General features: G+C 42.2%; 19 protein-coding genes. 13 read left to right on the top strand and 6 right to left on the bottom strand.

The features are described from left to right. Window positions 1-244: 244 nt before the first annotated feature. Complete coding sequence (locus ACZ9AO_RS15905; RefSeq protein ID WP_476109425.1) at window positions 245-4,063, top strand: bifunctional 2',3'-cyclic-nucleotide 2'-phosphodiesterase/3'-nucleotidase; 3,819 nt, start codon at window positions 245-247, stop codon at window positions 4,061-4,063. A gap of 107 nt (window positions 4,064-4,170) precedes the next feature. Here ACZ9AO_RS15905 and ACZ9AO_RS15910 read toward each other — a convergent pair whose 3' ends face one another. Next, entirely contained in the window at window positions 4,171-4,629 is a 459-nt protein-coding gene (locus ACZ9AO_RS15910) for a TspO/MBR family protein (protein WP_249594403.1), read from the bottom strand. 145 nt (window positions 4,630-4,774) lie between these two features. On the opposite strand from ACZ9AO_RS15910, the gene ACZ9AO_RS15915 reads away from it, so the two are divergent. Further along, window positions 4,775-5,638 carry a DUF4349 domain-containing protein gene (locus ACZ9AO_RS15915; RefSeq protein WP_318291901.1) on the top strand — a complete coding sequence of 288 codons (864 nt, stop codon included), beginning with the start codon at window positions 4,775-4,777 and terminating at the stop codon, window positions 5,636-5,638. A gap of 46 nt (window positions 5,639-5,684) precedes the next feature. Here ACZ9AO_RS15915 and ACZ9AO_RS15920 read toward each other — a convergent pair whose 3' ends face one another. The 4 genes from ACZ9AO_RS15920 to ACZ9AO_RS15935 all read right to left on the bottom strand — a co-directional run bounded on the left by ACZ9AO_RS15920 (window position 5,685) and on the right by ACZ9AO_RS15935 (window position 10,442). Beyond that, window positions 5,685-7,052: an amino acid permease gene (locus tag ACZ9AO_RS15920; protein WP_048685272.1), complete on the bottom strand. Its 1,368-nt coding sequence runs from the start codon at window positions 7,050-7,052 to the stop codon at window positions 5,685-5,687. 319 nt (window positions 7,053-7,371) lie between these two features. Then, entirely contained in the window at window positions 7,372-8,529 is a 1,158-nt protein-coding gene (locus tag ACZ9AO_RS15925) for an endonuclease (protein WP_476109426.1), read from the bottom strand. Window positions 8,530-8,728: 199 nt separating this feature from the next. Then, window positions 8,729-9,076 carry a phage holin family protein gene (locus ACZ9AO_RS15930; protein ID WP_476109427.1) on the bottom strand — a complete coding sequence of 116 codons (348 nt, stop codon included), beginning with the start codon at window positions 9,074-9,076 and terminating at the stop codon, window positions 8,729-8,731. 475 nt (window positions 9,077-9,551) lie between these two features. Further along, window positions 9,552-10,442 carry a TetR/AcrR family transcriptional regulator gene (locus ACZ9AO_RS15935; RefSeq protein ID WP_048685277.1) on the bottom strand — a complete coding sequence of 297 codons (891 nt, stop codon included), beginning with the start codon at window positions 10,440-10,442 and terminating at the stop codon, window positions 9,552-9,554. A 618-nt stretch (window positions 10,443-11,060) separates the two neighbouring features. Between ACZ9AO_RS15935 and katA the strand changes: the two genes are divergently transcribed. From katA to ACZ9AO_RS15960, 5 genes are all read left to right on the top strand, one after another. Further along, entirely contained in the window at window positions 11,061-12,515 is a 1,455-nt protein-coding gene (katA, locus tag ACZ9AO_RS15940) for a catalase KatA (protein WP_063595885.1), read from the top strand. A gap of 198 nt (window positions 12,516-12,713) precedes the next feature. Continuing rightward, complete coding sequence (locus ACZ9AO_RS15945) at window positions 12,714-13,094, top strand: glycosyltransferase family protein (protein ID WP_476109428.1); 381 nt, start codon at window positions 12,714-12,716, stop codon at window positions 13,092-13,094. Between the two features lie 112 nt (window positions 13,095-13,206). Beyond that, on the top strand, window positions 13,207-13,407 hold the full coding sequence (locus ACZ9AO_RS15950) for a hypothetical protein (protein WP_476109429.1): 201 nt from the start codon (window positions 13,207-13,209) through the stop codon (window positions 13,405-13,407). A gap of 8 nt (window positions 13,408-13,415) precedes the next feature. Continuing rightward, on the top strand, window positions 13,416-14,222 hold the full coding sequence (locus ACZ9AO_RS15955; protein ID WP_476109430.1) for a glycosyltransferase: 807 nt from the start codon (window positions 13,416-13,418) through the stop codon (window positions 14,220-14,222). Window positions 14,223-14,282: 60 nt separating this feature from the next. Next, entirely contained in the window at window positions 14,283-15,476 is a 1,194-nt protein-coding gene (locus ACZ9AO_RS15960; RefSeq protein ID WP_251540296.1) for a M14 family metallopeptidase, read from the top strand. Between the two features lie 440 nt (window positions 15,477-15,916). Here the strand turns inward: ACZ9AO_RS15960 and ACZ9AO_RS15965 are convergent, their stop codons facing one another. Further along, a complete protein-coding gene (locus ACZ9AO_RS15965) occupies window positions 15,917-16,243 on the bottom strand; it encodes a hypothetical protein (protein ID WP_226990476.1) in 327 nt (108 codons plus the stop codon). Window positions 16,244-16,519: 276 nt separating this feature from the next. On the opposite strand from ACZ9AO_RS15965, the gene purT reads away from it, so the two are divergent. From purT to ACZ9AO_RS15995, 6 genes are all read left to right on the top strand, one after another. Beyond that, on the top strand, window positions 16,520-17,680 hold the full coding sequence (gene purT / locus ACZ9AO_RS15970; protein ID WP_476109431.1) for a phosphoribosylglycinamide formyltransferase 2: 1,161 nt from the start codon (window positions 16,520-16,522) through the stop codon (window positions 17,678-17,680). 675 nt (window positions 17,681-18,355) lie between these two features. After that, a complete protein-coding gene (locus ACZ9AO_RS15975; protein ID WP_476109432.1) occupies window positions 18,356-19,723 on the top strand; it encodes an alkaline phosphatase in 1,368 nt (455 codons plus the stop codon). Window positions 19,724-19,743: 20 nt separating this feature from the next. Next, on the top strand, window positions 19,744-20,391 hold the full coding sequence (locus ACZ9AO_RS15980; protein WP_323596065.1) for a DUF4352 domain-containing protein: 648 nt from the start codon (window positions 19,744-19,746) through the stop codon (window positions 20,389-20,391). 103 nt (window positions 20,392-20,494) lie between these two features. After that, window positions 20,495-20,647 carry a YpzG family protein gene (locus ACZ9AO_RS15985; RefSeq protein WP_072272311.1) on the top strand — a complete coding sequence of 51 codons (153 nt, stop codon included), beginning with the start codon at window positions 20,495-20,497 and terminating at the stop codon, window positions 20,645-20,647. A gap of 200 nt (window positions 20,648-20,847) precedes the next feature. Continuing rightward, complete coding sequence (locus ACZ9AO_RS15990) at window positions 20,848-21,228, top strand: nucleotide excision repair endonuclease (protein ID WP_476109468.1); 381 nt, start codon at window positions 20,848-20,850, stop codon at window positions 21,226-21,228. Between the two features lie 154 nt (window positions 21,229-21,382). Then, window positions 21,383-21,553 carry a hypothetical protein gene (locus ACZ9AO_RS15995; protein WP_476109433.1) on the top strand — a complete coding sequence of 57 codons (171 nt, stop codon included), beginning with the start codon at window positions 21,383-21,385 and terminating at the stop codon, window positions 21,551-21,553. Window positions 21,554-21,565: the final 12 nt, after the last annotated feature.

Genomic DNA, 21,565 nt, shown 5'->3' on the forward strand with positions numbered 1-21,565 from the left:
GGCTGGTTCATTTTCATGGGCCAGCTTTCTCTATCGGGGGGGCATTATCCCTAAGGATTCAAAGGGATTCTATGATGATTCATTTACATGATTGAAGGTATATCGAGCTAGGCGCTTTGGATGGGAATGAGTAAAAAGTACCATTTATTCAAAATTAGTAATATTAAGGTAAATTTTGGCGATAATTCGACAAAATCATGATATATTATTCTAGCATTTTACAAAACTAGAAGGGTTGTGAAGTATGTCATACAAGATTCATGTTAAGAAGATGCTCGCCCCGATTCTTGCTGTGAGTTTGATTACAGCGCCATTTACCGTACCGGGGGAGGCATCCGCCAAAGAGTCTAATAAGAAACCGGCCACGACTGAACCATTTATCATTTCAGCTCCTACTGTTCATTACTCAAAAGGCACCAAAGCGACTGTAACGGTCACACCGAAAAAGGGGAACAAAGGAAATGAAACCGTTGTCTTTCAATTAATGAATGGGACGAAGGTCATTTCACAATCAGCCGTTGAGGCGGATATTAAATCGGCCCAAAAGTTCTCGGCGTACTTCAACTCGTACAAATCGGGTTATTGGGTTAACGTATCGGTTGTCTCCAATTATAACGGCCATACGAGTGACTTCGGCAAAAGCCTGGCAGCCTCCGTTTCGGATGCCCCATTCGAACTAAGGGTCATGGAAACGACTGATATACACACTAATCTGATGAGCTATGATTATTATAAGGATGCCGTATCGGACTCCGTCGGCTTTTCCCGCACGGCATCTTTAATCAAACAGGCACGAAAAGAAGTGAAAAATAGCGTTTTAGTGGATAACGGCGACCTTATTCAAGGGACCCCCCTAGGTACGTACAAAGCAAAAATAGCGCCACTGAAAAAGGGTGAAGTCCATCCCGTTTATAAAGCGATGAACTTGCTTGACTATGATGTGGCCACATTCGGCAATCATGAATTCAATTATGGTTTATCTTATTTGGACGAGGCCATCAACGATGCGAACTTCCCTTACGTCAATGCCAATGTTTATAAAAAGGATAAAGACAATAATCCAAAGAATGATAAAAATAAATATGCTCCTTATAAAATCGTCACGAAGAAAGTGAAGGACATCAATGGAAAAGAAAAATCAGTAAAAATAGGATACATTGGATTTGCCCCTCCGCAAATCATGGATTGGGATAAAGCGAATCTAGACGGTAAGGTCATGACAAAGGAAATCGTCACGACTGCAAAAAAATATGTACCTGAAATGAAGAAAAAAGGCGCGGATGTCATCGTGGCCCTCACGCATTCCGGGTTTAATGGCGATACCAAGAATACCGAGGATGTCATCTATTCATTAAGCGAGGTATCCGGCATCGATGCCATCACGTTCTCACACACACATAAAGTCTTCCCGGCACAAGATGAGGCTTCTTTAGACAGCCTATTCAAAGATAGCCAAGGAAAAGTCCTTGAAGGCGTTGATAATAAAAAGGGTACCATCAATGGTGTACCAGCCGTTCAAGCAGGATATGGCGGCAGTAATCTCGGGATCATCGATCTTGATATCCAAAATATCAAGGGAAAATGGAAAGTCGTCAATTCCGATTCATCAACACGGGCAATCAACGACAAAATAACAGGAAAAAAAGCGGCTGAAGATGCAGCTGTCGTCAAAGCCGTGAAGAAGGATCACGAAGGAACGATCAAGTATGTTAACACGCCAATCGGAACGACTACAGCTCCAATTCATAGTTATTTCGCCCTTGTTCAAGACGATCCTTCCGTACAGGTCGTGACGAGCGCACAGAAATGGTATGTAGAAAAATACATTCAAAGCAACCGCCCTGAATACAAAGACTTGCCCATCCTCTCTGTAGGAGCCCCATTCAAAGCGGGTCGCAATGGCGTCGAGGAATTCACGGAAATCAAGGAAGGCGGACTGACCATTCGCAGCGCCGGTGATTTATATTTATACGATAATACCTTGAAGGCAATCAAGATCAAAGGGTCCGTAGTTAAAGAGTGGCTTGAGATGTCAGCCGGGAAATATAATACGATCGATCCTGCCAAGTCTGAGGAACAGGAGCTGCTTAATGGAAAGTTTGCCGTCTATAATTTTGATGTGATTGACGGTGTCACGTACCAAATCGATGTCACCAAGGCTCCGCGCTATGATGAAAAAGGGATAAAAGTGTCGGATTCAAGCAGGATTGCAGATTTGAAATATAATGGTGAACCAGTGGACCCGAACCAAGATTTCATCGTCGTGACGAATAATTACCGTGCTTCGGGCGGGGGGAACTTCCCGGGAGTCAAGGGCAGCGAATATGTGGTTGACTCTGCGGATGAAAATCGCCAGATCTTGATGGATTACATCACACAAGAGGGTGAGATCAATCCAACCGCTGATAATAACTGGTCGATAGCCCCGATTTCAGGCAAGGTGAACGTTACTTTCACCTCATCGCCAAAAGGTGCGGAATATTTAAAGGAAGATAGCCCGATTTCCTATACAGGCAAAAAGGATGATAAAGGCTTTGGCATTTACAAATACAATTTGGGCAAAGAAAACGTTAAGGTGCAACTGCTCGGGATCAATGATCTTCACGGCCAGCTTGATACCACCTCCGATTTCGGCGGCATCAAACAAGGGCGTGCCGATTATTTAGCCGCACACTTGAAGCAGCGGAAAGCTGAAAACCCTGAAAATACACTTTTACTTTCGGCAGGGGATGCCGTTGGGGCAAGTGCACCCGTTTCTTCTTTGATCCAGGATAAACCGACGCTTCAGTTTTTGAATAATATGAAATTCGATGTCGGGACTGTCGGGAACCATGAGTTCGACAAAGGGGTAGAAACCTTGATGGCTCAGATCAATGGCGGAAAGTCGCCAACATCCGATGTGGTATTCGATAAATTGAACTTTCCATATGTAGTGGCCAATGTCGTATATAAAGACACGAAAAAACCGATTTTGGACCCTTACGTCATAAAAAAGGTCGGAGGGGTTGATATTGGGTTCATAGGTGTAGTTACGAATGCCACACCTCAAAAAGTAAGTCCGGATGGCATTAAGAATGTGGAATTCATAGAACAGGCACCTGCCGTAAATAAGGCGGTAAATGAGTTGAAAGGTAAAGGCGTCAAATCGATCGTGATCATCTCACATGACCCAGGCACGGAAAAGGAAGGGGTCATCACAGGCGAAGTGGCTGATCTTGCTAATGCCGTGGATGATGAAGTGGATGTGATCTTAGCAGGAGATAATCATGCAAAGGTCAATAACTATGTCGATAATAAATTGATCGTACAAGCTTACTCTTATGGAACGGCTTTTGAAGATGTGGATTTGGAAATCGATCCAAGCACAAAGGATATTGTTAAAAAGTCAGCTGAGATTGTTACGGTTACACAAGATGGCATCACACCGGATGCCGGGACGACGAAATTCATCAACGACTACCTGGACATGTTCCCCGAGCTGAAAGCTCCGCTTGGGACAACGGATGAGAAAATTTTAAGAACCAATGCCTATACGCAGGAAACGGGCCTTGGGAATTTAATTGCCGATTCAATGAAGGCCGATTTGAACTCCGATTTTGCCTTCATGAATCCAGGCGGAATCCGTGCAGATATTCCCAAGGGGGAAGTCACTTTTTCCGATTTAGCGAAAATCCAGCCGTTCGGAAACGTATTGGTTAAGCTGGAACTGACTGGAGCCGAAGTGAAGACGCTGCTTCAACAGCAATGGATCGTGGAAGGATCTCCGAAAACTTTGCAAATTTCTGGACTGAGCTATACAGCCGACTTCAGTAAGCCTGTCACGGAACGTGTCACCTTATTGAAGAAAGCGGACGGAACACCGATCAAGGATACCGAAACATACACGGTGGCCGTCAATGATTTCATGGCAAGCGGCGGTGATAACTATACCGTCCTGAAAGGAAAAGAGCGTGTGTTTGGACATGCAGACCTGGAAGCATTCGTTAACTATGTGAAAGAAACTTTTAAAGGCGGAAAGATCACGGCAGAAATTGAAGGCAGAATTACGAATATCAATAATTAGTTGGGTTTACTCGTGAAAATTGAGAAATTACTCGTGAGTTTTCAACTTTTACTCGTGAAACTCTAAAAGGGAGCGCTCCTTAATATAAGGGGCGCTCTTTTTTGTGATTAATTGTTTCTGAAAATGGAAAAGTTCAATCCCAATGCAAAGGTGACCCATGCGATATAGGGAATCATTGCTAAACCTGATGTACGGTCTATTTTATAAAACTCGAATGCCGTCAATGTAATCAAGGTCAGTAGTGCAGCCATTTCAATAAAGGCTGTTCCGCGCAAGCCCCATTTGAAGAATAAAAAAGACCATAAGAAATTCAACCCTAGTTGAGTATCATAGAGGAGTTCAGCGGACTTCGATTCTTTTTCTTTGGATGCAATGCGATATTTCGCTATTCCCATGATTGTATAAAGGCTGGTCCAAGCAACGGGGAAAGTCCAGGAAGGAGGAGCAAAAGCAGGTTTCTTGAGTTTGTCATAAATTTCTTTTGAATTCCTTGTGGCGAATATCCCCACAAGTGAACCTCCGACGACAGGTACCAATACACTTTTAGCCAATTTTCCGTAGTTCATAATGCAATCCTCTTCTTTCTTCATTATTTGTATGTTCTTATACCTTTACCTTCGCACCTGAAAATAAAACATCCCCTTTAATCAAGAAGTGTAACTTTCTTCCAAACTTTACGTCGGTACTAGTAAGAAAAGGGGGGGAATACCGATGAACCGTAAAACAATGATGCTCATGTTCAGTTTGTTCCTTTTACTTGCTGGATGCAGCAGTAACGAAAAAGATGATTCAGCATCGGAATCACAGGATGAAAAGGCTGAAAGTAAAATGGACGCTTCCATTTCCGGGAATAAGGTGCAGGAAGAAGCGGCGGAAAAGGAAGGGATGACGGATGAAAGAAAGGTCATCCATCAGGCCCAGCTTGAGTTGAAGGTGAAGAACCTTGAAAAGGCACAAATGAAGATTGAGAATAAGGTGGCTGAATATGGCGGATATGTTGTTGAGTCCAATGTATACAGGGAAGATGAAGAACTGGTGGAAGGAACGATCACTGTTCGGGTCCCTGAAGCCCATTTTCAGGATTTTCTAACCGATAGCGAGGGCGAGGCTTCAGAAGTGGTCGGAAGGAATGTGACAGGACAGGATGTAACGGAGCAATATGTGGATTTAAAAGCAAGGTTGAAGTCAAAGAGGGCAGTGGAGGAAAGGTTGCTTGCATTCATGAAGGATGCTGAGAAGACGGAAGATTTGCTGAAAATATCATCCGATCTTGCCGTGGTGCAAGAAGAAATAGAGCAGCTGACCGGGCAAATCAAGTATCTTGAAAACCAGACTTCGTATTCGACCGTCACCATCACGTTATCACAGGACAGGATAGTTGTGCCGGGCATTGATAATAAGGAATTGAATACATGGGAGAGGACGAAGAAACAACTTGCAACGAGTGCGAATCTATTACTTAAAGCGGGTTCAGGAATCATTGTTTTTATAATAGGAAACTTGCCGATCCTCATTATTTTAGGAGGAGCTGGTGCGGTGGTCCATTGGGTGATCAAAAGAAGGGGTAAAAGGTGAAGGAATGAAATAGAGGGTGCCAATTAGACTGGGCACCCTCTGCTATTTATCTTTTCCGTTTATGCAAGCCGGTCACATAATACAGGGCTACCAACAGTAGAATCCAAATCGGACCAACGATTAGAGCGATTCTTGTATCTGCTGAAAAACCGAGTACTATCATTACGAATACCAAAAAGGCTAAAGTGAAATAAGAAGTGAATGGGAAAAGAGGCATCTTGTAAGATAAGCCTTGTTTTTCTCCCTGACTCATTTTTCGTCTAGACATAATCTGTGTGACAAGTATCGTTCCCCATGTCCAGAGGGCGCCGAATGTAGCGACACTTGTGACGTAAGTGAAAACTTTATCGGCTTCCATGTAGTTAAGGTAAACGCCGAAAAGAAGTACGATAGCCGAAACGATAATGGCAACGCCAGGAACGCCTGACTTTGTTGTACGTTCGAAACTTTTTGGTGATTCACCTTGCTGTGCCAGGTTGAATAACATTCTTCCTGTACTGAAGATCCCGCTGTTACAAGATGAAAGGGCTGCTGTCAGTACGACAAACTGAATGATTCCGGCTGCGCCTGGTATACCGATTTTATCAAACATCATAACGAATGGGCTGTTTTCTCCATTCATTTCATCCCATGGAGTGATCGATAAAATGACCGTCAGAGCTAAAACGTAAAAAAGTAAAATCCGATAAAAAACGGTATCGATGGCTCTTTTTAAAGATTTTTCAGGGTTTTTAACTTCACCTGCGGTTACACCGAGCATTTCAATTCCCAAATAGGCGAACATGACCATTTGGAACGAGAGGATGACTCCAGAAATCCCATTAGGGAAAAATCCGCCATTTTCAACAAGGTTGCCGAAACCGACCGCGATTCCGCCGTTCCCCAAACCAAAGATGATCATTCCGAAGCCAAGGACAATCATCAGGATGATCGTTACGATTTTAATAAGGGCGAACCAGAACTCCAATTCACCGTAAGCTTTTACAGCAAGAAAGTTAATCGTTGTCATGATGGCAAGTGCGGCTAATGCCCAAGCCCATTGCGGAGTATCAGGGAACCAAAATTGCATGTAGATTCCGACTGCCGTAATTTCAGCCATACAGGTGGCGATCCAAACGAACCAGTAATTCCATCCGGTTATATATCCGGCTAGAGGACCGACAAATTCGCTTGCGTAACGGCTGAAGGAGCCTGCGACTGGATTTTTTATTGCCATTTCACCTAGTGCACGCATGATAAGATAGATCATAAGTCCGCCAATGGCATAAGAAATGATGATTGCTGGACCGGCTAATTTAATCGCAGATGCCGAGCCGAGAAATAAACCGACTCCAATGGCTGCGCCAAGAGACATTAATGCGATATGTCTTTCTTCCAAACCTCTATGTAGTTGAGATTCTTTGGAGTTTTGCATAATTTTCCCCTTTTCTATGTTGGAGTTTAATTTTCTCTATCTAGCATTTTATCACTAGTAGAGGTGAATACATATTATTTATTGATTTTTCACATAATATTACAATTAAATAATATATTTTAATAGTTAGAATGTAAAGAAAAATATGAAAACGCTTACTAAGAAAGTGTTCCTAAGATTTTTCATCGTAATATAATCTTTCGAAACTAATTATAATGCTATACAAACAAAATATAATTATGTGATTTTTCTAAAAATTTAGACATTTAAAAGTGAAAAAAAGCTGTCCCGAAGATAAGCAACAGCTTGATTCGTTTCATCATTGCCAGATGGCGGAGGCCCATTCAGGATGATCAATGAAAGGGTTGCGATTATGCTGATATTGATTATAAATGATCTCATTTCGGTTACGCTCGAAGGCATCTACAGGATCCTGTTCATTCCACTCCAGTAAGACAGCCAATTTACCATGATAAGGGGCGGTTCCATTATTCACTTGATTATTCAGCTCTAAATTGACTTCCCCTGCATCACCCTCGTAACGAACCGCCATATAAAACAGCATCCGGGCGACATCACCTTTGACGCTATCGCGAGGTTCCCACGAATCAGAATCATAGTAATTTCCTGTCGCTTCGGTATGTTCAGAACCTCCATCATCAAAGTCCAGGTTGTTTCTTGTACTGTTGACGGAGGCATCAGTAGGCCGAAGGTGATGCAGGTCGGTGCCGGGTCCTAAAGTGGTACCAAAATCACCATGTGATTTTGCCCATACATGCTCACGATTCCAATCATTAACACCTGATCCGTTCAGCGTTTTTCCTTGGGAACGCCCAGTATAAAGTAGAATGACATTATTGGCGTTATTCGGGTCCTCATCGGTTATCCGTAAAGCTTCCCAGACATTTGAATACGATATTTCCGTATGGTCATCGATGACTTCATGGAGGGCTTTCTTTAATGACGCCCCTGATTTGCCGCTGGCTGAATCATAGTATGAGCCAACCCCCGGTGTCTCCTGTTCTGGTGAATCATTCCCTGAAAACATGGCAGATACATCTTTTAAGCCTGGATGGGTGAAATAGGCACTCAGTGTACCGATGACGGTGACTTTTTTCCCTTTTAATGCAGGATTTGTTTTTAACCCAAATTCTGAGCGGAAGGAGGATGGAATCTGAACATAAACCATATTGGCAATGTTTGTTTCCGATGAGCTGTCTGCAAGTGCTATGGCATAATCATTCGGATAGCTGCTCGTAATGACGGTATTGGCTGACATGGGCTGTCCTGCCACATATCCACTGACCGTTTTAATCGTGCTGTCTTGATTCGTAATGGCTTGGGAAACGGAGTAAGGAGATGACGAGCTGCCATCGCCAGCTGCGGCTAGTGATGGAGTAATGAAAAGAGCGGGAATAAGGAAAGCGAGCACGAGTACAATGGACAGGGCAAATCTTGATTCATGTTTTGTGAACATGTGATTCCTCCATAATTCGATTCATACCCATTTCCAGAGAAATTGGCAAGTATATGTAAAGTTATGGATATAGCCGCTTTTTCCTTCTGGATTGTCAAAAATGAGAGAAAACAGCTAGAGATGCTTAGCGGAATTTAGTGAAATAGCCCGGGAAATATCGAATGCTGTCATGGAAATGACATGAAAAACCGTCAGCATGCTACTGACGTTTTTTTTTACTCTGTTTTATAAGAAGACTTTGAATGAAACTCAATAACAATGATCCGATTAAAGCCCCCCAAAAAGAATCTATTACAAAGCCACTGACAACATAGGAAGTGATTTGGAATGTGAAGGCATTGATAATGAAAGAAAACAACCCGAACGTCAGGATGGTGATCGGCAATGTGATAAGTTGGAGGATGGGTCTAACCAGCAAGTTCATGATCGATAATATAAAAACCGCCAACAAGGCAGTTCCGTAAGATTTGATCGTGATGGAGTCGAGAAGCCAGTCAATAACGAGCAATACCAGCCCGTTGATAAGAAAACGCATGATTATGTTCATGAAAAACTCCTCCTGAAGTCACTTTCTACAAGTCATTATACTAAAATTTGATGAATTTCAGTTATATGTTTGCAGAATTGTCACAAAAAAAGAGGATACGATATGCATTCCTCCAGAATGGAAAGAACCCTTTTAAGGGTCATAAAAGAGTTCTTCTTTAAAAAACAGTCCAGTTGATTGGAACGGAAGGTACGAGACTCCTGCGGAAAAAGCGCGTCACGGGAGACCCCACAGGCGCTTGCGCCGAGGAGGCTCCCGGACCGCCCGCGGAAAGCGAGTGCCTGTAGTGGAAATCAACGTTTCTTTTTACAAACCCTCAAAAAGGACGTTTCAGCTAGTTTTCTTCAATCCGTTGCGGATTTTATAAAACAGTAAAAAACCATGAAGGATAACTTGGTTTTTTGTAAAATTATGGTTGGTGATAAGGCCATTCCGAACCCTATTTGTCTACAAAGTAGGATTCATTAGGTTCTCTTTAGTTGTTGGCAATGATCTTTTCGAATTCACTTAATTCCAAAGTGTTTTTTAATTTGGGATTGGTGTTTAAGGAAAGAAGGGCACTTTCAATAAGAAAGGTTCGCGGTTCAACGTTTTGTAATAATTCCTCTTGGATAAAGTGAATCAATTTTAAGTTTTTAACCCGTTCCGCTTCATCATCTTGGCAAAGCCTCAAGATCATCTTTTTTAGGTCATTTGCAGAGTGCAGGAGTGCTGTATGAAAATCCTGCTGGTTATGGAAGCACTCAGGCAGCCATTGCTTGATGAGATCGGGTTCCAAAAGCTGTGCATTTGACTTGCTGACATCTTCGAAAATCGATTTAATCCTATCGACACAATAACGGATAATTTCAGTAGGGTTGAACTCAGGCTCTTTAGCCAAGGCATTAAAATGAATCGTTTGATGCATCATTCCCGAGTAAAGAATGGCACAGTCCAAAATATAAGGTTTTTTATCAGCACCGAAAATGTCCAGAAACCGTTTTGATAACCAATGGATATGCTGGAATTTAGCATGTGTTATGAAGTTCTTAAGTTCGCTATCATTTGAAATCATTACTTCTTCATATAAGAAAAAGATTTTGTTGTTTTTGTTTGAGTGCATTTGTAATTCTGATTGTTTGATGAATATTTCAATATCTGCAAGGTTTTGCCCAATCAGCAATTCATTCCGCTCTTTTTCGAATTTTTCTTGCGAAGTTAGGAAGACTGCCTTAAGCAATTCGCTTTTAGAAGAAAAATAGTTATAAAATGTTCCTTTTGAAATGCCGCTATAATCTAAAATATCCTGAATGGAAGTTGCTTGGTAACCCTTTTCAATAAATAATTGGTGCGCATATTTAACTACCAGTTGTTTGCGCTCATTCATATATATCACCCTTACTCTTATTGGACGGTCATTTTAACGTAATAGTATCTTATTTTCTATATGAACACAAACCAGTATGTTTACAAATTCTCTAGCAAAATAAGGGGGATGGCCTTTTGTTTCAGCGGATTCAGGAAGGGTTCTGCTGAAAGATAGGGTTCACAAAAGCAATGAAAAATTCAGTTTCTATGCATCAAGCTATTCGTCATTCTGTAAATAAAGGCTGACGAAGTGAACAAAGTCACAGGAGAACACTTCGGTTTGTTATAAGATGAATAGAAGAAAAGGGTGAAGTAGCGCAAAGTATCTATGATTATTCGTTAACCATTCTCGATTGCTATCCCATTGGTAGGAGAAATGATAAAATCACTCGTCATGAAGGAAAATCGCCTATAAGGGTCGTATACCATTATTAGGAATACAATTATGTGAATTGGCTGTTCCACCAGCGTTTGTACCTTTTGAACTATCCATATTATGGATGTGTTTGGAGTTATATCATCAGTGAGTGAATAATGAATTGATTATTATATTAAAATTATTATAAATAAGTATTGATTTTTTTCTGAGAAGCTTTATCATTATATACATAAATAATAATGAAAAGGTGGTTCAATTATGTCGAATAAGAAAAACCTTACTACAAGCTGGGGAGCCCCAGTTGGAGACAATCAAAACTCTATCACTGCCGGCGAACGCGGCCCTGTGCTCATTCAAGATGTACACTTATTGGAAAAGCTAGCTCACTTCAACCGTGAACGTGTCCCTGAACGTGTGGTTCATGCGAAGGGTGCCGGTGCATACGGTACTTTCGAAGTAACGAACGACCTTTCTCAGTACACGAAAGCAAAGCTTTTCAATGGTGTGGGCAAGAAGACAGATCTTTTTATCCGTTTCTCCACAGTTGCAGGTGAATTGGGTTCTGCAGATACAGTCCGTGACCCGCGCGGATTTGCCGTTAAATTCTACACCGAAGAAGGAAACTACGATATCGTCGGTAATAATACGCCAGTATTCTTTATTCGCGATGCGATTAAATTCCCCGACTTCATCCATACACAAAAGAGAGATCCTAAAACACATTTGAAAAACCCTACGGCTGTTTGGGATTTCTGGTCACATTCACCGGAATCTCTGCACCAAGTGACGATCCTGATGTCCGATCGGGGCATTCCTGCTACACTTCGTCATACACATGGTTTCGGTAGCCACACATTTAAATGGGTGAATGCAGAAGGAAAAGGCGTTTGGGTGAAATACCACTTCAAAACAGAACAGGGCATCAAAAACCTTGATGTGGATCTTGCTGCAAAACTAGCAGGTGAAAACCCTGATTACCATACGGAAGATCTTTTCAATGCGATTGAAAAAGGGGACTTCCCTGCCTGGAAATTATATGTTCAAATCATGCCTCTGGAAGATGCAGATACATACCGTTTCGATCCATTCGATGTGACGAAGGTATGGTCTCAAAAAGATTATCCGCTGATTGAGCTTGGCCGTATGGAATTGAACAGAAATCCTGAAAACTACTTTGCTGAAGTAGAGCAAGCTACATTCTCACCGGGAACATTCGTACCGGGAATTGAGGCTTCCCCGGACAAGATGCTTCAAGGGCGTCTATTCGCATACGGAGATGCACACCGTTACCGTGTGGGCTCGAATCATAACCAGCTTCCGGTTAACCGTCCGAAAGTGGAAGCGAACAACTATCAGCGTGACGGCTTCATGCGTGCAGATGACAATGGCAAGGGATCTGTTTATTATGAGCCGAATAGTTTTGGCGGCCCTGCCGAATCAGCGGAAAATAAAGTCACTCCTTTCGAGGTGACCGGGAAAGCTGCACAAGTTGGTCATAATAGTGATGATCACTACACTCAAGCAGGTGACTTATACCGTCTATTGAGTGCCGAAGAGAAAACGCGCCTTGTTGACACGATCGTGGGCGCAATGAAACCTGTGGAATTAGAGGAAATCAAGCTTCGTCAAATCGGTCATTTTTATAAAGCCGATCCGGAATACGGAACGCGCATAGCCGAAGGTTTAGGTTTATCTGTACCGCAAGAAGTGTAAAATATGAAACTCCCAATCTAGTAAATGCAAACAGGCATCCATTCATGAATGGATGCCTGTTTTGTGTACACAGGACGCCGTTTTTAAATGACACCCGACAAGTTCGGTAAGAATATATAGTTATAAATGTCTTCAGGGAAAGTCTTGCAGTCAGATTAATTGGGGGCCAGTCAAGATTAACAGTAAAGGGTGGTATTAATGACCAGTAAAAAGGTTCGGGTGTTAGTGGGCAGTCCAATTTACCAAAAACCACATATTTTACAAAAGTTCCTGCTTTCACTCAAACGGTTGGATGCGGAGGGGAAGGAACTTGTCTATTTCTTCATTGATGACAATGAAGATGAGCGATCAAGCAAGATGCTCGAAGATTTCAGTCAGGAGCAGAACAATGTCAAATTACTGGCATCCACTCAAAGCGATATTTATGTGTGTAATGGCACTACCCATTACTGGAATGAAAATCTGGTATGGAAGGTCGCGGATTTCAAAAATATGATAATCGAACATGCGATTAAAGAACAATATGATTATTTATTTCTAATCGATTCAGACCATCAACCAGCTTATTTCTGCAAATAAGGATATCACCTCTAACATCTTCTGGACAAAATGGCAGCCTGATGCTGAAGAGCGGCCTCAAGTATGGTTATATGATGAATATACCCAATGGGAGATATCACGCGGTCAGGCGTTGACGGACTCGGAGATCAACACACGTTATCAGACGTTCATCCGACAGATGCGAACACCTGGTGTTCATAAAGTTGGGGGACTGGGTGCCTGTACACTCATCAGCCAAAAAGCTTTGAAAGCTGGGGTGAATTTTAATAGAATCGAGAATCTGTCATTTTGGGGTGAAGACCGGATTTTTGCATCCGTGCAGCAGCTTTAGGGATTTCGATGTATGTTGATACCCACTTACCCGCTTATCATATATACAGGGATTCGGATTTGGAAGGTGCGATGGAATTCCTTGATCGAACGGATATGGGGGAAGGTTCAGAGGCATCACGTCCTAAATTAACGCTGAGCAAGGTCATGAAAAATGAAAGCGAGCGCTATCTAAGGAGGGTTTTAGAGGAAATTCGTGATTATATTGATGAAGCCGTGATTATTGATGACGGCAGCACGGACAATTCCGCAGAGGTTTGTTTAGAGGTATTGAAAGGGATGCCGGTGCGTATCATCAGGAATGATATCTCCAAGTTCTCCAATGAAATTGAACTTCGTAAAATGCAATGGAAAGAGACGGTGAAGTCAAATCCCGACTGGATATTAAATCTTGACGCCGATGAAGTGTTTGAAAATAGATTCAAAGAGGAAGTCAGGCAGCTGATAAGCGATCAAGAAGTGGATGTATACTGCTTCCGGTTATATGACTTTTGGAATGAAACCCATTACAGGGAGGATGAACACTGGTGCGCTCACCAGTATTACCGGCCGTTCCTGATCAGATATCGGGAGGGGTTTGAATGCAAATGGAACGATAGGCCGCAGCATTGCGGTAGATTTGCGGAAAATGTCTTTGAATTGCCTCACAAGTTATCCGACATACGATTGAAGCATCTGGGCTGGGTCAAAAAAGAAGATCGGATGGCGAAATTCAAAAGATATCGGGAATTAGACCCTGATGGTACGTATGGAAGTACTGAGCAATATCAAAGCATTCTCGATGAAAACCCCAATTTGGTTCGTTTTGAGGAGTGACTTTTGCTTTGGCAATAATTGAATCGTATTTGCATACATTTGGTTAAGAGGAGGTGCAGTATGGACGTTTTTGTGCGGCAAAATGATTCCTTGTGGTATTATAGCCAATTATTCAAGGTGAATTACCAACTTATCATTGATTCCAATAGTGGGATTGATCCACTTGCACTTATGATTGGCCAACAAATCAAAATACCTGGCTTTACGACGACCGGCTATAGTATAAAGCAAGGTGATTCGTTATGGGCAATTGCCAGGTCACGCAATCTTTCATTGGATGCCTTATTTTTAGTTAATCCCAATCTCAATCCGAATGCCTTGCAAGTCGGTCAGACAATTTCTGTGCCATTAAGGATTACGTGGAGGCTCATTCAAGGTAACCGAGAATATGATTATGGGACGATGATGACCGATGTTAGGCGTTTGAAAACAATCTATCCATTTATAAAAAACTCCCCCATCGGGGACTCGGTGCTTGAAAGGGATATCCCCGAAGTTCTGATTGGAAATGGCAACAAACGAGTTCACTATAATGGTTCCTTTCATGCGAATGAGTGGATAACGACGCCTGTGATCATGACCTTTTTAAATGATTATTTACTCGCAATCACGAATCAGGCCGACATCCGCGGTCTAGATATGTTTCCCTTTTATCAACAGACGATGCTGTCGATCGTCCCAATGGTGAATCCGGACGGAGTGGAGTTGGTTTTGAAAGGACCGCCTGCAGATGAGACATTGAGAGGACGGCTCATCGAATGGAATAATGGCAGCGAAGACTTCTCTGGCTGGAAAGCCAATATCAATGGTGTGGATCTGAATGATCAATTTCCCGCCGAATGGGAACTGGAACAAGCCCGTAATAATGTAACGGAGCCAGGTCCGGCTAATTATCCAGGGGAAGGGCCGCTTACACAGCCAGAGGCCATTGCAATGTCAGAGTTGACAAAAAAACGTGATTTTGGCAAAGTCCTTGCGTTCCACACCCAAGGAGAGGTGATTTTTTGGGGGTTTGAAGGTTTGGAACCACCCGAGTCGGAAACGATAGTCAATGAGTTTGCGAGGGTCAGTGGATATGAGCCTGTTAAATCCGCCAATAGTTATGCAGGGTATAAGGATTGGTTCATTCAGGATTGGCGCAGGCCGGGATTTACCGTGGAGCTGGGCAAAGGAACGAATCCCCTTCCCATATCACAGTTCGATGAGATTTATCAGAAGTCGCTTGGGATTTTCTTGGCAGGGTTATATATGTGAAATCTGACCAAATGAAAAAGCTCAACTCCGTTTCCATGGGGTAGAGCTTTTTAGTCTTATAAACTATCAGACTTGAAACGATGAGGGCTGCTGCAAAAAATAAGTAAAGTTATGCTTTACTTATCGATTGCATGATTAAATTGCTTTTTAGCTTGAAATGAACGGACATTTTCCATGCCCCGGTTATATTGCAGCCCCTACCAAAAGGAAATCTAATAGTTTTACGGTAAAGAAGCTTACCTTCCTTAGCGCTAGTATTGGCCCCACCTACGCCAGATACTGTGACGGCCACGCATGCCATCCAACCTAATTTTATTATAATAGAAAGCGCTTACATTTTCAAAAGTAATCGTATTGCAAATTTCGACATTCGTATAAGTGTCCCTTACCAGTAGGTGGAGAATGGGCATATTACTGATAAGGGCCCTATAAGATTCAGGTTAATCTGCAATGAATTCCTGTAGCTTTTGCCTTAGGCCACCATTGCCGAATTTAATGAACTTTGTCTTTCCGGCTTCCTGTTCCGAGGTAGAAGCGAAATCCAAAAAGGCTAAAAGGTTGATCCTGCGGTGAAGAATATGGACAATGCCGTATTCATAGAACCAATGATCGATCGTGTTGTAAACCCCTCTATTCAGTCGATATTTCTGCTGGCACCAGTGGAAAAATAGTCTGTCAGGAAGATTAAGGTACTCCATGTCTTCTAAGCCCCCATTTTTCTTCTCATTCATGACAGGGGAAATGGTCCTTAGCAATTCCTTTTGCATAGTAAACTCCTCCCTCATTGATAAAAACGAAAAAACCCCCTATTCCTGTTGAATAGAGAGCCTCCAGTAGACTAGTCAGCTTATATATAATCCTTATATAAAAGCAGTATAAAGTGTATTAATCCTATTTGTCAAGTTGGTATTTGATAACGGGAAATAAATATATTCATTTCCTGTTTTCAGTGTGATTTTAAATGAAAATACGAATAAATATTTATGTTTATTCGTTTATAGTTCGTATATAATGTTTTTGAGGAATTAAGGAGGAGAGACTGAATGTATAAATCGAAAAAGATTTTATTATTGGGCTCGGGTGAATTGGGGAAAGAGGTCATACTTGAAGCTCAGCGACTTGGTGTGGAGACCGTTGCTGTAGACCGCTATGAACATGCCCCTGCCATGCAAGTCGCTCATCGCAGTTATGTGATCGATATGCTGGATGCGGAACAACTAAGGGGAGTTGTAGAGAAAGAACAACCCGATTTGATTGTACCGGAGATAGAAGCCATCGCTACATCCGAATTAGTCAAGTTGGAAGAGGAAGGCTTTCAAGTCATTCCGACAGCAAGAGCCGCTAAATTGACGATGGATCGTGAAGGGATCAGGAGGCTGGCTTCAGAAACTCTGGAGATTCCGACAGCAGCCTACAAATTCGCAAACACCTATGAAGAATTTGTCCAAGCTGCCAAGGAAGTTGGGTTTCCCAATGTCGTCAAACCTCTGATGAGTTCTTCAGGTAAAGGGCAAAGTGTGTGCCGCACGGAAGGTGACCTGGAGGATTGCTGGAAAATCGCGATGGAAGGCGGCCGGGTTCAAAATGGACGGGTGATCATTGAAGAATTTATCCGTTTTGATTCGGAAATCACGCTGCTTACTGTCCGGACCGTAAATGGTACCATGTTTTGTGCTCCCATCGGTCACATTCAGCAGGGCGGGGATTATATTGAATCCTGGCAGCCGCATAATATGACAGAAGCACAAATAATGAAAGCGAAAAGAATTGCCCATTCCATTACGGATGAACTTGGCGGGTACGGATTATTCGGAGTAGAGCTTTTCCTCTCAGGGGATAAAGTCTATTTCAGTGAAGTTTCCCCACGTCCGCACGATACGGGGCTAGTGACATTGGTGACTCAGAATTTGTCCGAGTTTGCCCTTCATATTCGGGCGATTCTAGGATTCCCCATCCCGGAAATCAAGCTGATCAGTCCGGGTGCCAGCCGTCCATTAAAAGCGCAAGATGAGTTATCGGAATATTCAATAGTCGGTGTTGAACAGGCTTTGGCTTTACCTAATACACAAGTGCGTCTTTTCGGAAAACCTGTTACAAAGGCAGGTAGAAGGGTTGCGGTCGCCCTGTCGTCTGCCGATTCCATCGAGGTGGCGAGAGTGAATGCGGCCCGTGCTTTGGAATGTTTAGTTGTAGAGAAAGAATAGTGAAAAAAGCGCTCTTTGAATGGAGCGCTTCAGCTTGCAGACAAGAGGGAGCGGATTTCTTAAATCAAATGGAACATGATCTTCACTCCAGGTACTCGCTTTCCGCGGGCTGTCCGGAAGCCTCCTCGGCGCCATTTGCGCCTGTGGAGTCTCCCTTGGACACGTTTTTCCCGCAGGAGTTTCGTACCTTCCATTCCAATCAACTGGACTGGTTTTTAAAGTAAAACGTAGGCTGGTCTCATCGAACGGTTTAAGAATAGTTTGTGCTTCATGATTTTCCTGCCGAATAACTGGCTAGCCGAGACTCCGCTAGATGCTTACGACAGGAGGTTTGTCTGTCAGTCGGCGAAAAAAAGCGGATTTTCGAAAGAAATGTAACGTTTCTCAAAGATGACTTTGTCTGCTGTCTTACTCTAAAGCATCCTTATTCGGATGCTTTATTTTTTTTCTCCATTAATAGCATATTAAACTCCTAACAACCACCGGATTTGAAGACGTTGAATGGCCTGTAATATACCCCAGCTACTGATGATTTCCCTGAATAACCAATTCCGCATGCTGTCTTTACTTTGTCTTAACAATTATCCTGTCGCTTTTTTACATAGCCTTGACATTGAGTTCATTTTCTTCACCTATAGTTAAATTAAATAGATAACATTACGGGAGGTCATTCATTTGAATCGCACTTGGAGGAAAAAGGTTTTACCCATCACGCTCGTTTCTGCATTGGCATTTGGAAGTTTATCATGGTCCGGTGCGGATCGTGTTTCGGCAAAGGGGAACCCAAATAAAGAACCGGAAATCAAGAACGTTATTTTCCTGATCGGTGACGGCATGGGTGTTTCCTATACCTCCGCTTACCGGTATTTAAAAGATAATCCTGGTACGAAGGTGGCAGAGCGGACAGAGTTTGATAAATACTTGGTTGGCCAGCAGATGACTTACCCAGAAGACTCTGCACAAAATATAACGGATTCAGCTTCAGCCGCTACGGCAATGTCTGCAGGAGTGAAGACTTATAACGCTGCCATTGCAGTGGATAATGATAAATCCGAAGTCAAAACCGTATTGGAAGCAGCAAAGGAAAAAGGAAAAGCGACGGGATTGGTTGCCACTTCGGAAATCACTCATGCTACGCCTGCATCTTTTGGCGCCCATGATGAAAATCGGAAAAACATGAATTCAATCGCAGACGATTATTATAACGAATTAATCAAAGGCAAACATAAAATTGACGTCCTATTGGGCGGTGGGAAGTCCAATTTTGTCCGGCCTGATGTCAATTTGGCGAAAGCCTTCGAAAAAGACGGTTACAGTTATGTGACGGATAAAAATCAAATGCTAAAGGACAAAAATGAGCAGGTCCTTGGTTTATTCGCTTCTAAAGGACTTCCGAAAATGATTGACCGCCCAAGTGAAACGCCTTCTTTGGCAGACATGACAAGTTCGGCGATCCAGCGCTTGAATAAAGATAAAGATGGATTCTTCCTTATGGTCGAGGGAAGCCAGGTCGATTGGGCAGGACATGATAATGATATCGTAGGTGCAATGAGTGAAATGGAAGACTTTGAAAAAGCATACAAAGCGGCCATAGAATTTGCGAAGAAAGACAAACATACCTTAGTGGTGGCTACGGCGGATCACTCTACAGGAGGATTCTCGATCGGAGCAAAAGGAATATATAACTGGTACGGTGAGCCAATCAAGGCAGCCAAACGCACTCCTGACTTCATGGCGGATGCCATCGTCAAAGGCGCTGATGTCGAAAAGACGTTAAAGCAATATATTAACCAAAATGTAGTGAAGCTAACTGACGGTGAAATCAAAACGGTAACTGAAGCTGCCAAATCAAAAAATGTGACGAATGTCGATAATGCCATCGAATCCATATTCGATAACCGTACCAATACTGCCTGGACTACTGGCGGACATACGGGTGAAGATGTTCCGGTCTACGCATACGGGCCATATAAAGAACGTTTTGCCGGGCAAGTCGATAACACGGATCAAGCCAAAATCATTTTTGAGCTATTAAAGAAATAATGACTTCAGGGAGGGATTCAATGAACAGACTGATGATCGGTGCCCTGTTATTAACGGCATTTGGTGCTCTTAATACCCAACCAGCATACGAAGAAGAAACGACAGCTAAAGAAAAAACAGAGGAAATTGCACGACCACTGGAAAAAAAGGATGTCTATGTTCCGAATCCGCAGCTTCCTGATGATATAAACTTGAACCAGATTGGACAGAACGTTTCCGATGCCAAAGGCGAATTAACTTTGAAGGCCTATAAAAAAGTGAATGAAACGTTGAATGTTGGCCCGGTCGAGGTTAAAGTCAAAGAAATGAAAGTGATGCATGCCACTCCGGATTACAGCATGATCGATTTCTTCCACGGCTATACGCATGATGAAGATTTCGATATCGTAAAAGTGAACGTGGAAATCAAAAACAATTCGGATAAAGAAATTAAGTTTTCGCCAGTTGCTTTCCTTGAAACGGACAGAGGAGAACATCTGACATGGGAAGATGAGATCTATTTGGAAGAACTTACTGGTGAAATAGAAGGAAACGGTTCAAAAAGCGGAAACATTGGTTTCATTCTAAATGATGGAAACATAAAAGGCATATCCGTCATGTCAAGTGATGCGGTGGATGACGATGGGAAAGTCCTTGCAAAAGGCAAGTCAGCTGAATTCGCTTTTTAAAGAATATGTATAAATGGCTTGGAAAAATAAAATACTAGAACAAGTGATGGGGATTACTATCACTGAACGGAATATCCAAATCCTAATGATGAGGTGACACAGAATGAGCTATAAAGATCAATTAGATCCACATTCTCAAAAGTTTCACCATAATTGGACAAGACCTAAGCGTTCAAAATCTCAAGTTAATGGCCATACGCAAGAATCACAAACAAACATTATACTAAGAAGCAATGCAAAGGCTCACAGGTGGTAACGGATATTTCCGATAAAGAAGAAGGCTCCCAGCGAGTCTTCTTCTTTATATTTAGAATCATCTTAAACCAATCAAGGCATACATGGCTTTTCATTCATAATTATGATACCATTTATCTTTAAGATTGAAGTGATTGGCTTGCGTGAAACCGTATTTTGATTCCGATTGAAAGTTTCACCTTATACAAATAGAGGACGTGAATTGTAATGATTAAAATTGAAATCCCTGCAGCGGATATAAGCATCAAACAAAGAAAGCAAGTGATTGAAGGAGACGAAGCTGTCATTCCTGAAATTTACGGGTTTATCGATTTTCATTTGATTCCCCGTGATAAAGGCGGCATCATCTTGTTTTACAATGAGAATGATGAACTGATTTTTGTCGGTAAAGCCCGTAAATTAAGACCAAGGGTCAAGAAGCATTTTGAGGATAAAGTTTCTCCGATTAAAGAGCATCGTAATGAAGTCAAGAAAATTGACATTCTTTTAGTCGAAGACGCTATGGAACGTGAAATCTATGAAACGTATATGATCAATAAGCTTCATGCTAAATACAACGTCGATAAAGTTTTCTATAAATAAGAAACACCTATGAAAAGCTGACTGCATATGCACTCAGCTTTTTTGTGTTTATATATGTACAGAAATAATTTCGTACATTTACAGCAGCTACATGTTAGGTTAACAATGTTGGTTTATATTTAGAGTATTCCAATACATTCTCAGGAGGAAGCTATTGAAGAAAATATTTTGTAAAAAGGTGTTAGTTATCTCGATCGGGACAGTGATTGCCTTTGGGAATTTAACGTGGTCCGTATCACAAGCTTCTAAGTTGGCGAAACAGAAAGAGATTGAAACTTTTGAACAAAAGACAGTAACATCTTCAGGGTGGGAAATGGCGGAATAAGCACAATGGCCA

The sequence above is a fragment of the Peribacillus sp. TE19612 genome, from assembly GCF_056279465.1.

What these genes read in the sequence shown, in the direction of transcription:
- ACZ9AO_RS15905 (WP_476109425.1), top strand. Translation starts at nt 245, where the DNA reads ATGTCATACAAGATTCATGTTAAGAAGATGCTCGCCCCGATTCTTGCT.
- ACZ9AO_RS15910 (WP_249594403.1), bottom strand. Translation starts at nt 4,629, where the DNA reads ATGAACTACGGAAAATTGGCTAAAAGTGTATTGGTACCTGTCGTCGGA.
- ACZ9AO_RS15915 (WP_318291901.1), top strand. Translation starts at nt 4,775, where the DNA reads ATGAACCGTAAAACAATGATGCTCATGTTCAGTTTGTTCCTTTTACTT.
- ACZ9AO_RS15920 (WP_048685272.1), bottom strand. Translation starts at nt 7,052, where the DNA reads ATGCAAAACTCCAAAGAATCTCAACTACATAGAGGTTTGGAAGAAAGA.
- ACZ9AO_RS15925 (WP_476109426.1), bottom strand. Translation starts at nt 8,529, where the DNA reads ATGTTCACAAAACATGAATCAAGATTTGCCCTGTCCATTGTACTCGTG.
- ACZ9AO_RS15930 (WP_476109427.1), bottom strand. Translation starts at nt 9,076, where the DNA reads ATGAACATAATCATGCGTTTTCTTATCAACGGGCTGGTATTGCTCGTT.
- ACZ9AO_RS15935 (WP_048685277.1), bottom strand. Translation starts at nt 10,442, where the DNA reads ATGAATGAGCGCAAACAACTGGTAGTTAAATATGCGCACCAATTATTT.
- katA (WP_063595885.1), top strand. Translation starts at nt 11,061, where the DNA reads ATGTCGAATAAGAAAAACCTTACTACAAGCTGGGGAGCCCCAGTTGGA.
- ACZ9AO_RS15945 (WP_476109428.1), top strand. Translation starts at nt 12,714, where the DNA reads ATGACCAGTAAAAAGGTTCGGGTGTTAGTGGGCAGTCCAATTTACCAA.
- ACZ9AO_RS15955 (WP_476109430.1), top strand. Translation starts at nt 13,416, where the DNA reads ATGTATGTTGATACCCACTTACCCGCTTATCATATATACAGGGATTCG.
- ACZ9AO_RS15960 (WP_251540296.1), top strand. Translation starts at nt 14,283, where the DNA reads ATGGACGTTTTTGTGCGGCAAAATGATTCCTTGTGGTATTATAGCCAA.
- ACZ9AO_RS15965 (WP_226990476.1), bottom strand. Translation starts at nt 16,243, where the DNA reads ATGCAAAAGGAATTGCTAAGGACCATTTCCCCTGTCATGAATGAGAAG.
- purT (WP_476109431.1), top strand. Translation starts at nt 16,520, where the DNA reads ATGTATAAATCGAAAAAGATTTTATTATTGGGCTCGGGTGAATTGGGG.
- ACZ9AO_RS15980 (WP_323596065.1), top strand. Translation starts at nt 19,744, where the DNA reads ATGAACAGACTGATGATCGGTGCCCTGTTATTAACGGCATTTGGTGCT.
- ACZ9AO_RS15985 (WP_072272311.1), top strand. Translation starts at nt 20,495, where the DNA reads ATGAGCTATAAAGATCAATTAGATCCACATTCTCAAAAGTTTCACCAT.